The organism is Drancourtella massiliensis (assembly GCF_016900655.1).
Classification (GTDB): domain Bacteria; phylum Bacillota; class Clostridia; order Lachnospirales; family Lachnospiraceae; genus Sellimonas; species Sellimonas catena.
In genome coordinates this window covers 35,134-48,175 of sequence record NZ_JACJKH010000003.1, presented here as the reverse complement: position 1 = coordinate 48,175, position 13,042 = coordinate 35,134, and the positions used below count along the sequence as shown (strand labels likewise).

The window sequence follows — 13,042 nt, the reverse complement described above, 5'->3', positions numbered from 1 at the left end:
CTTTCCCTCCATCCATCTGCCGCATCTACTGCACATGATTCCGTGTAGCTATTGGGCTTCATCTTGTATGGCAGACTCACCCTCATGTACAGCCTTATATGCGATTTCTGTCCGTCAGACCAGAGGTTTGCCCGTGGGTTAGTAGGTTCCCCACATCCGGCTTCCTTCAGATTCCACCTCACGATGGACACCCTTGCCTTCGGCTATATCCTTCCCGCTACCGGGCGGATTTGGGACTTACACCCTTAAGAAACGTGCGCCGCCAGGCGCACCATAAAAAAAGCAAGCGCTCCGTCTTACTCAGACGAAGCGCTTATTTTATGGTTCTGGCACATAATGATTCCGAATCTGTGATGGATCATAAAAGATCTGATCCTTTTCAATGATTTTCAGCGTTTCTCCCTTTGCCTCCACAACCGTAACCGCGCAGTTGGGCGGCACTCCCTCCTGCCAGAAATTTTTCGGATCTTCATATAGATGGTTGAGGATTCCCCGGACTGCACAGCCGTGTGTCACCACCAAAACTGTGCTCTCTGACAGATCCTTCCTGCCTGTCAGATCATCCAGAAATTCCCTGCCTCTTTGACAGACCTGCCGGATTGTCTCGCCGTCTGGCGCTCCTTGAAACCGGAAGGGATCCGTATAAAAAAGCTGATACTCTTCTTTTTTTCCCATTTTTTCTATCTCTTTTGCCGTAAGGCCGTCCCATTTTCCCCAGGTGATTTCCCGGATCCTTTCGTCTTCGAAGACCGGGATCTGCCGCCGGCGCAAAAGATGAGCCGCGGTCTGTCTTGCTCGAATATAGGGGCTGACATATGCGATGTCAAAGGGGACATTTTCCAATGCCGCGCCGGTGATATCCGCCAGCTTTTTTCCTTGTTCACTTAAGGGAACATCACTTTCCCCTTGCAGTCTTCCCAGTGCATTCCACTGGGTCTCACTGTGTCTGACAAAATAAATCTGCATCGTCCCCTCCATCTGCCGCCGCTATTCTTCTGCTTTCAAAAATTCTTCCGCCACATGCATGGACTGTTTCATATTTTTCCCATCTGCGATCCCTTTTCCTGCGATATCAAAGGCTGTTCCGTGATCGACAGAAGTCCGGATAATCGGAAGGCCGATGGTACAGTTAACACAGTCGCTCATATGCTGCATCTTGGCCGCAATATGTCCCTGGTCATGGTACATGGCGATCACGCCGTCATAGACTCCATTCAGCGCCTTACTGAATACTGTATCTGGAGGAATCGGTCCTGTAACATTGATTCCTTCCGCCTTTGCCTCTTCAATGGCCGGGATGATCTGGTCAATTTCTTCTGTTCCAAATAATCCGTGCTCTCCTGCGTGGGGATTCAGCCCAGCCACCGCAATGTATGGATTTTCCAGCCCGGTTCTCTTCAGTGCCTGGCAGATCAGCCGGATACAGGTAAGCACCCGCTCCTTAGTTGCTCTGTCACATGCCTCCCTCAGGGAACAATGGGTCGAAACATGCATGATTTTCAATGGGCCATAAAACATCATGGCATAATCTTTCGTGTGAGTCAAGGTCGCAAATATTTCTGTATGGCCGTCATAGTTATGACCGCCCATATGCAATGCTTCCTTATTTAAAGGTCCAGTTACGACAGCTTCGATTTTTCCTGCCAGCGCATCCTGGATTGACCGCTCGATATACCGGTAGGCAGCATCGCCGCATTTTGCCGACAACGCGCCAATCTGGTACTGATCCATTGTCAGATGAATCGGATCAATGACATTCACTGCGCCCTCTTCATACTCTTCCACCTGGCTGATTTCTTTCACTTTGCAATTAAGCCCCAGCTGATCTATATAATGCTGCAGAATATCTGCCGCTCCATATACAACATAATCCGCTTCAAATTCCTGGCTGTCCGCCAGCGCCTTTACAACGATCTCAGGGCCGACGCCCGCCGGATCGCCCATCGTAATTCCTATGATTTTCATGGTTTACATCCCTCTTTCTGTCATTGTTTGAAAAACCGGATTGCCTCCGCAATCGTATCTGGGGTTCCGATGGAACCGCCCTTTACGATGCAGCGAAGTCCCGGAGAATCTCCTCCATCAAGCTCAATCAGCGCCACGATGGGGAAAACTTCCTGGATCAGTTTTGCTCCATGTGCATGGTTATGGTCATGGACACTGATTGCTGTATCTCCTCCTGTCAGAATACATCCACAGACTTTCGCACGTTTCAGGATCTCTACGGACAGTTCTCCCAGCTTTTTCTGCGTAAACTGCGCTACCTCCTGACGGGTCATCCCGGACTTCTTCCCGGCGTCTACTGCGTCCAGATAATCCGCTTGCTCTTTTGCGCTGACAACGATGACGTCTTGCCCCAGCTTCAGCCTTTCCACTACTTCCTCTGCCACAGGGGCAATACTTCCGCCTCGAATCAGATCTGCCACATTTAGTTCTACCAGCTTTGCTCCGGCTTCCACCGCCACACGCACCTGGCCGCGGGATGTCTCACTGATGCTTCCCACGATGCCAAGCACCGGATATCCTGGATTCAAAGCAGAAAACAAAGCATTTGCCATGCCGGCAGAGCCCACCCATAAAACCCGTTTCTTCTGCTGGAGCACGAATTCCACCACGTTTTTTAAGTCCACATTTTCCAGGACATCAAATGTCAGGATTCTGGGGCCTTCCAGCTTTAAATCTTTATTGCGGATCTGAGCCAGCGTAAAATACTGTATCGGCTCCTCAAGCTCTTCTTCCAGCAGAATACGCAGATTGTCCTGCTGTACCAGGCACAACGGATCACGCATAATCTCCGTCTCACAGATGCGGACTCCGTTCATCATCAGGATTCCGTCTACAACGGTGCGGTTGGAATCTGGATTTGCCGGGTTGAAGACAATCAGATCCGGCTTTAATACCTCATCGGCCGCCTGCAGCTCTGCTTTGATATTTCCTCTGAGTGTTGAGTCAATCTTCTTATAATAATGGTCATACTGATATGGCTGAACACTTTCATAAATCTGTTTTACTTTTTCATATGCTTCCTGTGCAGGAATATTTCTAGATTCGGTGTCGATTACATAAGATTTTTTCGGATCAATGCTTTTTGCGTCAAAGGCTATATAGGATTCTATTCCATTTTTCGACATCTGAACGCCTGCATCGCCGGATCCGGTAAAATCGTCTGCCACCATCAAGAATCTTGCCATATTGATTCCTCCAATTTACGATGTCTTTTTCGGAAACTTCGGACAACCGAATTTCTTTGCCCACCAGCTGACAATAAAAGGTACGATCAACGCAGACAGCACGGTGGATGCCGCTACCTGGATGGTGGCCGTGGCTACAAATGGTTCCCACACCGGGTCTGCCGTAGCGATCACGGCCGGTACGGCAACCGCATTTCCAGCTGTAGTGGCAACTGCCCAGCCTGCATATCCTGGACGCCTGCCGATCAAGCGGTCACACAGACAGATGAACGCACCGCCCACAAAGATTGTAAGAAATGCCAGGACAATTCCGGAAACGCCTCCTTCCAGCACACTCTTCAAGTTAATGCCGGCTCCAAGACAGAATCCAATGATCGGGATGATCGCATCTCCGGCAGGTCCGAAGAAATCGGTCACCTTATGATCCAGATTGCCCAGAAGCATACCTGCCAGCACCGGAACCAGTGCCGCAACCAGGCTCATGATCGGAATATCCGCAAGTCCGGAAGCTCCCAGAGCAACCAGTGTCAGGAAGGGTCCGTCATTGATGGCAAGGATCGGCATACAGGCACAGTCCACATCGTCTCCATAAGTCTGCATCAATGCATAATAGACACTGCCGTTGCTGTTGGTTACCGCACAGATCACTGCCATACTGGAAATTCCCAGCACGCCAGCCGGTCCGAAGAATTTTCCGATAGCGATTCCCAGAACCGCACCGATGACAAACTTAGCCAAAAGAAGCAGGCCTCCCCGCTTGATTACCGCCGGCATCTCACGAATCTGAAGTTTCGTGCCCATACAGAATAACAGGATTCCCAACGCACAGTTGCTGCCCGCGCTGGAAAAAGTCGCCGTTGTGATGCCTCCGATCTGGAGCGCATCAGGGAAAAACGTGTTTACCAGGCATCCGAGGATCAATGGGACTACCATCATACCAGCCGGCACCTTTTTTAAAAAATTCATAATCATGGCGTAAAACCTCCGTAATTTTTTTTAACAACCGGTCGTTTTATCTTTACTTTATATTTTATAAGCGGTGATAATATTTTCATAGATTGAAAATGTTTTCACTCACTCCCTGCAAAGAAAATAATCCCTATCCCAAAAGAGCTGAATCTCATTTTCTGAAATTCAGCTCTTTCGATTCACACTTTTCCCTCTTCTCTTTCCTAGAGCTCTGTCTGTGCCAGTTCCAGCAATCTGGTTCCCAGATTGCTGTCCACGATCAAGGTATCCACCAATCCTCCTTTGACCGCCGAGAGGACAGCATAAGCCTTTTGCACTCCTGACGCCAGCGTAACCTTATTAGGAATCTTCTTGAAAACCTCCAGATCAATAGACAGTGTCCGGTCCTTCAAAGAAGTATCGCACTCTTTTCCATCCTTATCAAAAAAGCGGATGGCAATGTCTCCTACAACTCCTTTTTCTCGTAATTCCTTAAGATCCTCCGGCGGAAGATAATCCGGCCTTGCCAGTACCGTTGTTGTCTCCGGGTAAAAGACTCCTATCCCATTGACGGCGATATTGACCTTATCAAACATTTCATAGACCTCTGCAATGTTAGACTCTTCCTTTAACAGCTCCACCGTCTCTTTCGACCGCATCAGCGTATGGGTCAGCAGGGTATGCTTTTTCCCGGAAAATGCTTTCGCAATCCGGTCTACCAGAGTTCTGACGTCCCATTCCGGAACGCTATGTGCCAGACTTCCATGCAGGCTGACAAATTCAGCAGCCACCTTCTGAGCCGGGTTCAGATAATTGATCATCTGATAGACGGTACTGCCCCATGTAAATCCCACTACATCATCGTCATGAATCTTTCTTTGCAGATATCTGGCTGCCTCCAGCGCCACCAGCTTCTTCACATTTTCCGGGTCGTCCGCCACGCTGAGACCATCTTCCAGCCGGACCGCCGGCGCAATGACCACCTCGCTGATTCCCAGAATCTTTTCCAGACGCTCTTCCATTTCCAAGCATTGTACCAGCGGATCTCGGATCACAAACTCTATGATCTTTTCCTCCTTTGCCTTTTTTAGCAGCCTGGACACCGTTGTAACAGAGATTCCCAGCTCTTCTGCGATCTCTCCTTGAGGTTTCTCTGATATATAGTACAGATAAGCTGCCTTTAATACCAAAAACGTTGACTGATCATACTTGTCCGTCTTCATAAACGGCCACCTCCCGTTCCCGTTTTTTCTATATATACCCTATCATAGACCTTCGTAAAAATATTTTCAATATAAATAATATTTTTACATGCGCTTCAGATTTATGTGTGCGAAAATATTTTCTATGTTGTAATTTTTTTCTCATACGGTATATTAAAGATACAAAGATCGTTCGAGCAAACGTTCTTTTAACTACAATCCAATATGATTATAATTTAGGAGGTATTCATTATGATCCAACAGAACAGATTCTACAATCCACTTTTAAATCCTTTGTATGAAGGCTGCGACATTGATGATCTGTGCGTTGCCACATATCTGATCGGAGCAGCAAAGGAAGAAGGCGCTATTCTGAAAGCAGTCAGCATCGGTATCGAGCAGACTACCGGTTCCTGGGTAGACGTTCCGGCTGAAACCGACGAGATGCGCGCAAAATACTGCTCCAAGATCATCGGTGTTTACGAGGTTCCTAACTATGAGAACCAGACAAACGTAAACCTGGATGTAGCTCCGGACGGACTTCGTTTTTACATCGTTCGTATCGGATATCCGGTAGCAAACATTGAGAACAATATTCCTCTTCTGATCGGATCCATCGCCGGAAACATCATGTCCATGCCTTACTTAAAACTGCTTGACATTGATTTTCCGAAGAAGTTTACAGACGCTTTCCAGGGACCAAAATTTGGTATTGACGGAATCCGTGACATCCTGAAGGCTTATGACCGCCCGCTTTTGAACAACATGATCAAACCTTGTACCGGTTATACACCAGAAGTCGGAGAAAAACTTTTCTTCGAGGCAGCTGCCGGCGGAGTTGATATCATCAAAGACGATGAGTTGATTGGCGGAACCAGAGAGTTCAATGACTTAAGCGAACGTGTAAAGAGAAATATGGACGCAGTAGAACGGGCACGTGCCATCAAAGGTGAAAACACCATGTACGCCTGCAACATCACTGATGAAGTCAGCCGTTTGAAAGAAAACGCTATGACCGTCATCAATAATGGCGGAAACTGTATCATGATTGATATTCACGGTACCGGCTACTCTGCATGCCGTATGCTGGCAGAGGATCCGGAGATCACCGTTCCGATCCTTGCACACTCCTGCTTCAACGGCGCTTTCACCTGCTCACCTTATCAGGGAATGAGCTCAAAAGTTGTCAACAAGCTTGTCCGCTTAAGCGGAGCTGATATTTACCTGACTCAGCCGCCATATGGAAAATTTGACAATACGTTTGATAACTATATTACAAACATCAATACTTCCAAGGCAAAATTCTATGACCTCAAGCCGATGCTTCCATTCGTAGGCGGCGGCGTCGTACCAGGACTGGTTGCGAAGTTCATGGACGACTGTGGTCCGGATGTACTGCTGGGTGTAGGCGCTGGAATCCACGCTCATCCGATGGGACCAAGAGCTGGAGCCATTGCATTTAGAAATGCTATCGACGCAGTCATGAACGATGTTCCGATCAGGGAAAAAGCAAAAGAATGCAAAGAGCTGGAAGTTGCTTTGGACAAATGGGGACTTTACGGAGAAGATCACAGCAAGGATCTCTACGCAATCTAAATCCTTTTATAGATCAAAATTATCTGCCAATGATTATCGGAGAGGAAGCGAAACGCTTTCTCTCCTTTTATTTCCTATTTCTTTTTTAGTTAGTGCCTGCTGATTAAGCCAGTATTATAACAAAGCGCTCTGCTGGAGAGGGGAACAATCCCCATTTCTCCATAAAGGCGCAGAGAATCCTTCTCTGCATCTTGAAAAGATTTGACACGAATACAGATAATGCGATCGATGAGAGCTGAGTCGCCTCCAACTTTGTGGTTATAAGCCCCAGCCCATAGCTGTGCTTCTCCAAACTGAATTCACGTTCTATTCCAATCCGATCCGTGTTATCCTGATATTCCTGCTTCTTTTCCTTTCCGCTTTGTTGCTTTGCCGATGGCCGTCCCAGCTTCGGCCCTGACATCCTTATCCCGTATTGTTTGCAGAATGCTCTGTTATCTCGGGTACGATAGATCTGATCCACCAACAGCCTTTCCGGATAATGTCCGGTCCGTTTGTAATACCGGCCTACTGCCTCCTGCACATACTGGCTCTCATTGTATGCGCGGAAGGATATATGCTCTATTCGGGCATACCCTCTTTCGTCAATACTTACATCAAGTTTGGCCCCGAATTCCGTTGCTGTTTTCGCCTTCCCGCGGACAATCGGCCGGATCCAGGGCTGATGGATACTGACAATCCGATCGGGAACACTGTGAACCTTATGGTCATACATGTACTGCTGCTGCCTGTGAAGTTCCATAATCGTCAGCAGCAAAGGGATTTCCTTTTTCACAGGAGCGTATCCCTCTGACATAAAACGATCCACATAATCCAGGTCACGGCGGACATAGGAAAGCTGCTTTTTAATTGCCTTCCTTGTCTGTTTCCCGGTATGCTTCCGGCATTTTGCATAAGCAAGGTAATCTTTCCGTGCCTTCCTGGCATATCGTCTGGGAAGTGTTAGTCCATACTCTTTACAAAAGCGGAAAATGATGCTTTCCAGTTTCTCCCGCGCTTCGTTGAGAAGCGAGATATCCTGTGGATATTGGCTGGTGCACAGGTGGCGTCCACGATCAGGGTACCCTGATTTTCCTTTGTTCCAGGATCTGTCTTATCCAGGGCAGAGGATGAGCCATCCGAAAACGGGTCTGAGGGAGGCGTATGGTTGTCATCCTTCTTGCTGTCAAACATATAGGCATTTGCATCCATGATGGCATCTACGTCCAGGCGTTTCCGGAATAATACCAGCGTGCTTGAATCAAATGGAGGCTCATCCTGGTAGCCGGGCAGGCCAATGAAGTATTGCAGATATGGGTTTTCGGTGATCTGCTCTACAAGTTCCCGATCAGAGAATTGGAATTTTTTCTGGATAATCAGGGAGCCCAGCGCCATGCGCAGCGGCTTTGCGACATTACCCGTATCACTCGGGAACAAATCAGCATACTTGCGCTCCAATTCATCCCAGGGGATAGAGTCAGCCAGACGGATCCATCTGTTTTCCGGATTCATCTTCAATCCCAGTGGCTGATTGAAATCAAGGAAAGAATGCTGAAGTTTATCAACTGGCTTATACATACTCTATTCGGCTCCTTTTTGTAGGAAATATAGGTATAACCTGCAAGAAAAATCAAGCAGGCACTGAAATACCCTTGCAATCATTTTACCAGAAAATCGCTGGAATGTCAGTAAAATCAAGCGTTTGTAGTTAATCAGCAGGCACTAATTATTTGCCAAATCCCCCGAAAATCATTATCATCAAAACTATAACCAATCAATAACATCGTATTGGTAATAAACAAGTTTGCAATGTACGTTGCAAAAATAGGATTTCGCTGAATATACATATCATAGTCATTTTCTGTAATTACCATTTTATCTGGATGATTAAAATCACCATGCAACTTTATTATTTTACTTTCATCCTCATTGCCTACAGTCAACCGATCTTTTGTAACAATAACAGAAACAGGGCGATGTAACAATATCATTTCATCTTCAAGTAAAGAATCAAAATTAGTTGTACAAATGATCCCAGTGAATAATTCACAAAAGGCTTTATATGTGGATCCTGGCTGTATTTTTCCAAAATGCAATTCTTTCATTAAAAACTCAACCAGCTTGGTTCGCGAATATAAATCTTCATAATATGAAAGCGCATCTATTGCATTATTATCATAATCATAACCAGTGATTTCAGCAGCAACAAGTTTACCTATCTCATTCCAATCAGGCATAGAGAATCCGGCTGGAATATCAGCATTCTTTGAAAATCCTGCTCCTACAAAAGGAATCACTCTATTATTCACAAAATCATTTAATAATGGCCTTGGTATAGATGATAGATATTTATATTCCATAGACACCCCTTCTCTCATTTTCTTATCTAAAATCCACTCAGTAAAATAAAAAACAAACTTGTAAAAAGACTAATATTTATCCTCAAAATTAAAATATTAACTCAACGTACCTATATCCTCAACTTGAATGCAATTTAATATTGCTGGTGCTGCATCCCAACTCCTAGGGTACTTCATTTTACTATCAAATGTACATCTACTGATAACCGTCTTTAAAGCTTCTAAACTGTCTACACCAAACAACACCATCATCTTATCACAATATCTTCGGGATTTCATTTTTTCCCATTCAATAGGCATGTTCTTAACATAAACATAACATGTTGGAAACCAATACGCTTTATGCCAGCTCTGTTCATTTTCTGACAACTCATAAGCATTACATACTTGATAAAGGAATAAATCTGCTTCAGCAATAGCTTCTCCTGTGTAAATTGGAAGTTTTTCTCTCTGACTACAAATAACATCACCCATAAGAGTATATTTATTTTTCATTTCCGTTTTTGGCTTATAACACTCCTCAATGATGCGGCTATGATGTCTAAAAGCTGTATAATTGTTTGGCTTAATAGCTCCTCCAAATATGCTTGTTTCTAAAAAATATGTATATGTAAGCATTTCGTTTATTGCTGCATAATCTTTAATATGACGCATGAAAGCAATAACACATATAAATAATTCCCATATATAGATTTTAAATATATCTAAGTCGTCTTGAGAAGCTGAATTCGCATTTGGTTCAAATGTTTTGATACAAGTCAATTGGTTATACATTGTTTCAAAGCCCTCGGCTATTATCTCTGCATAATCTGTTCCTGTCTCTGCAAGGGTTTCTACAAACTCTAAAAAGAAATCTCTCACTGGCTTGGTATTTAAAAATATTTCGTATACTCGTTCTGGACTAGCATTCTTTTCAATATATTCCTTTAAAACTTCGATGTGTGTTATTTGAAATCGGGATATACAACTTTTTCTTTTATTATCTGTATTACTTCCACGTATTTGACGAATTAAATCCTTTAGTTGAAAAAAATCTGTTTTCTCTTCGTCAAGCCATTCGGGCATTTTTCCTAACTTTGGTTTTGTAAATTGCGGTTTTTCATAGATATTACGAAGAAGTTTCTCATACTCTATCTCATACGTCTCCGGATCAGACAAATCAATATATATTCTTGTTTTTATATATGTAGGAACATATGGTTTCCCATCCTCGCTTTTTTCTGCTATAACAGGAATGAATTTTTCTTGTTTCATATTTCCATAGATTTCACTGGAAATAATCACAGTTTCATCTCCTACTCCTCCGGTACGATCATTCGCCTTCTGTGCATACACTTTATCGCAAATAATTAGAACCTTTGTTATCTCAGGATCATTAACACAACGTTCCATAAACGCATATTTATCTTGACCTTCTTTCAAATCCCACTTATCAAGAACAACATCAACCCCATGCGAAACCAGTCTCTGTGCCAATTCTAGCACTAACGCATCACTACTCCAAGAATATGATATAAATATCTTTGGTATCCTGTCTTCTTTCAATGTATATTTCCTCCTACTTACTTCCCATTTTGATTTCATATCCATCCTGCAACACAAACGTCTGCTCATATCCGACCTGTAACACCTCTGCAATCTTCGCCATTTCCTCAAAGGATACAGTGCCACGCTGCAACTTCTTATTAAAATTCTGCGGAGTCTGTCCAATCCGTCTGCAAAGTTCTGCAAGGCTGATATTCATTCTGTCACACAATTCTCTGATCATATCCGATGTTGTCATTTTCCACCTCCATCAGCATAGTACAATTATAAACTCTATGGTTGATAAGCACAAGCTACCTTCTCTAAAAATAACAGCCTATTAAAAAGCATCTTATAGCTATTTCAAAAGGCACAAGGTACCTCCTCCATTCTGTTATTTACCTTTCCACATCCACCTTCGTACCAGATTTTAACTCCACCTCAAATCATTCACCATAAACCGTGATTTTCTCAAGCAGTCGCCGCATTAGAAGCAAAAAATAAGCGCATCACTATTTCTAATGATACGCTTATGGTTTTAAATAACCTCAAAATGCTTCAATGCATCTTTGATAGCTTCCACCTTCTCCACTGTCGGATGTTTCCTCGGATGTTTCAATTCTTCTACTGCATTAGGAGCGTCATACATCGGCAAGCCCAGACTTCTCTTTACCTCTGCTATATAAGCAGTATGTACTTTGAAACCATATTTAGCTTCTATGTATTCCTTTATCATTTTGTATGTAACTCGCTCTTTCGGCTTGTACGCCTCGGCTCTCTTTGCGATATTATCCAGCGGTACTTTACCTTCACCTTCACCAAACTCGACTTTTACGTTGATATGTCCATCCGGTTTTTTGTGGGAAAGCAGTACAACCGTCTCTACGTGCACCGTCATCGGAAACATATCCGCCGGCCGTACTTTTTTCAATTCATACCCGTTCTCACACAGATACTTTAGATCCCTTGCCAGTGTTGCGGAATCACAGCTCACATATACGATCCGGTCCGGTTCCATGTTTACCATCGTCTCAAGCAACGTCTCATCGCATCCTTTTCTCGGCGGGTCCACCACAATCACATCCGCATGAGCACGGCTGCCCGGATTTGACTCTTCATACTTTCTATAATAGTCCGGCAGCACTTCTTCTGCTTTTCCAACATAAAATTCGGCATTTGTGATGCCATTGATCTCTGCATTTTTTCTGGCATCTTCAATCGCCTGCGGAATAATCTCAACTCCGTAAACCTGTTTTGCTTTTTGGGCAAGGAAAAGCGAAATCGTTCCAATTCCACAGTAAAGATCCCATACGGTCTCCTGCCCGGTCAGTCCTGCGTATTCACAGGCCAGCCCGTAAAGAACTTCTGTCTGCACCGGATTCACCTGGTAGAAAGAAAGTGGTGAAATCTGATATTTGATTTCTCCGATATAATCTGTGATATACTCCTGTCCCCAGAGAAGCCGGATCTCTTTTCCCATAATAACATTGGTATTTTCACAATTGATGTTCATCGTAATGCTGGTCATTCCCGGAAGCTTTGTCAGTCGTTCTGTCAGAGTCTCCACATGCGGAATCTGTGTTCCATTTACGATCAGACAGACCATGATCTCGCCTGTCTTAAATCCACTTCGGATCAGAACATGGCGGAACAGCCCTGTTCCCGTTCCTTCATCGTAGGCAGTAACATGAAATTCTTTCATAAACCCAAGGACAATGTTCAGGACTTCGGTGTTGATCTCCTTGCCAAGTGCACAAACCGTGTTTGGAATAATCTGGTGGGTCCGTCCTGCATAAAAGCCGGCTACCGGATTCCCGTCCCTGTCAGTTCCGATCGGATACTGTGCTTTATTCCTATAATGAAATGGTTCCTCCATTCCACAGATCGGCTCCATAACAGCATCAAGCAGTGTGCTTTCAAATCCTCCGATCCGCTCCAGATTATTCCGGACTTTCCGCCCCTTGAATTTCAGTTGTTCTTTATAGTCCATCTCCTGAATCTGGCATCCACCGCACTGTCTTGCCACAGGGCATTTTGCCTCTTTCCTTTTTTCAGACGGCTTGATAATTTTCATCAATCTGGCATAACCGTAATTCTTCTTCAGCTTTGTGATTCTTGCCTCGATCACATCGCCGACAACCGCATCCTTCACAAAGAAAGTCATCCCTTCGGCTTTCCCGATTCCTTCTCCTCCTACGCCAATATCCTCTATTGTCAGTGTCACAAAATCATTTTTCTTCAT

Annotated in this window: 10 protein-coding genes and 1 pseudogene; 1 reads left to right on the top strand and 10 read right to left on the bottom strand. The window is 44.6% G+C overall.

What is annotated here, in order from left to right:
• Window positions 1-318: 318 nt before the first annotated feature.
• The 5 genes from H6A32_RS02235 to H6A32_RS02215 all read right to left on the bottom strand — a co-directional run bounded on the left by H6A32_RS02235 (window position 319) and on the right by H6A32_RS02215 (window position 5,362).
• Window positions 319-966 (bottom strand): histidine phosphatase family protein, encoded by a 648-nt coding sequence (locus H6A32_RS02235; RefSeq protein WP_204863648.1) that lies wholly within the window; start codon window positions 964-966, stop codon window positions 319-321.
• Between the two features lie 21 nt (window positions 967-987).
• On the bottom strand, window positions 988-1,965 hold the full coding sequence (gene pdxA / locus H6A32_RS02230) for a 4-hydroxythreonine-4-phosphate dehydrogenase PdxA (protein ID WP_346342224.1): 978 nt from the start codon (window positions 1,963-1,965) through the stop codon (window positions 988-990).
• A 20-nt stretch (window positions 1,966-1,985) separates the two neighbouring features.
• Window positions 1,986-3,191 (bottom strand): four-carbon acid sugar kinase family protein, encoded by a 1,206-nt coding sequence (locus H6A32_RS02225; RefSeq protein ID WP_204863647.1) that lies wholly within the window; start codon window positions 3,189-3,191, stop codon window positions 1,986-1,988.
• A gap of 15 nt (window positions 3,192-3,206) precedes the next feature.
• Window positions 3,207-4,163, bottom strand: a complete 957-nt coding sequence (locus H6A32_RS02220) for a 2-keto-3-deoxygluconate permease (protein WP_204863646.1) — start codon at window positions 4,161-4,163, stop codon at window positions 3,207-3,209.
• 200 nt (window positions 4,164-4,363) lie between these two features.
• Window positions 4,364-5,362, bottom strand: coding sequence for a sugar-binding transcriptional regulator (locus tag H6A32_RS02215; protein WP_204863645.1), 999 nt, complete (start codon window positions 5,360-5,362; stop codon window positions 4,364-4,366).
• Between the two features lie 231 nt (window positions 5,363-5,593).
• On the opposite strand from H6A32_RS02215, the gene H6A32_RS02210 reads away from it, so the two are divergent.
• The gene (locus H6A32_RS02210) at window positions 5,594-6,937 is read left to right on the top strand and encodes a RuBisCO large subunit C-terminal-like domain-containing protein (RefSeq protein ID WP_204863644.1); all 1,344 of its coding nucleotides are present in this window, start codon (window positions 5,594-5,596) and stop codon (window positions 6,935-6,937) included.
• A 103-nt stretch (window positions 6,938-7,040) separates the two neighbouring features.
• Here the strand turns inward: H6A32_RS02210 and H6A32_RS16985 are convergent.
• The 5 genes and pseudogenes from H6A32_RS16985 to rlmD form a co-directional block, all read right to left on the bottom strand.
• A pseudogene (locus H6A32_RS16985) lies at window positions 7,041-8,494 on the bottom strand (IS5 family transposase).
• A gap of 134 nt (window positions 8,495-8,628) precedes the next feature.
• Window positions 8,629-9,276 carry an SIR2 family protein gene (locus tag H6A32_RS02195; RefSeq protein ID WP_204863641.1) on the bottom strand — a complete coding sequence of 216 codons (648 nt, stop codon included), beginning with the start codon at window positions 9,274-9,276 and terminating at the stop codon, window positions 8,629-8,631.
• Between the two features lie 96 nt (window positions 9,277-9,372).
• Window positions 9,373-10,821: a toll/interleukin-1 receptor domain-containing protein gene (locus H6A32_RS02190; RefSeq protein WP_204863640.1), complete on the bottom strand. Its 1,449-nt coding sequence runs from the start codon at window positions 10,819-10,821 to the stop codon at window positions 9,373-9,375.
• Window positions 10,822-10,834: 13 nt separating this feature from the next.
• Window positions 10,835-11,059 carry a helix-turn-helix domain-containing protein gene (locus tag H6A32_RS02185; protein WP_204863639.1) on the bottom strand — a complete coding sequence of 75 codons (225 nt, stop codon included), beginning with the start codon at window positions 11,057-11,059 and terminating at the stop codon, window positions 10,835-10,837.
• 279 nt (window positions 11,060-11,338) lie between these two features.
• Complete coding sequence (rlmD, locus tag H6A32_RS02180) at window positions 11,339-13,042, bottom strand: 23S rRNA (uracil(1939)-C(5))-methyltransferase RlmD (protein WP_204863638.1); 1,704 nt, start codon at window positions 13,040-13,042, stop codon at window positions 11,339-11,341.

Bases quoted from the DNA above. Each gene is read 5' to 3' on its own strand.
- H6A32_RS02235 (WP_204863648.1), bottom strand. From the start codon at position 966: ATGCAGATTTATTTTGTCAGACACAGTGAGACCCAGTGGAATGCACTG.
- pdxA (WP_346342224.1), bottom strand. From the start codon at position 1,965: ATGAAAATCATAGGAATTACGATGGGCGATCCGGCGGGCGTCGGCCCT.
- H6A32_RS02225 (WP_204863647.1), bottom strand. From the start codon at position 3,191: ATGGCAAGATTCTTGATGGTGGCAGACGATTTTACCGGATCCGGCGAT.
- H6A32_RS02220 (WP_204863646.1), bottom strand. From the start codon at position 4,163: ATGATTATGAATTTTTTAAAAAAGGTGCCGGCTGGTATGATGGTAGTC.
- H6A32_RS02215 (WP_204863645.1), bottom strand. From the start codon at position 5,362: ATGAAGACGGACAAGTATGATCAGTCAACGTTTTTGGTATTAAAGGCA.
- H6A32_RS02210 (WP_204863644.1), top strand. From the start codon at position 5,594: ATGATCCAACAGAACAGATTCTACAATCCACTTTTAAATCCTTTGTAT.
- H6A32_RS02195 (WP_204863641.1), bottom strand. From the start codon at position 9,276: ATGGAATATAAATATCTATCATCTATACCAAGGCCATTATTAAATGAT.
- H6A32_RS02185 (WP_204863639.1), bottom strand. From the start codon at position 11,059: ATGACAACATCGGATATGATCAGAGAATTGTGTGACAGAATGAATATC.
- rlmD (WP_204863638.1), bottom strand. From the start codon at position 13,042: ATGAAGAAAAATGATTTTGTGACACTGACAATAGAGGATATTGGCGTA.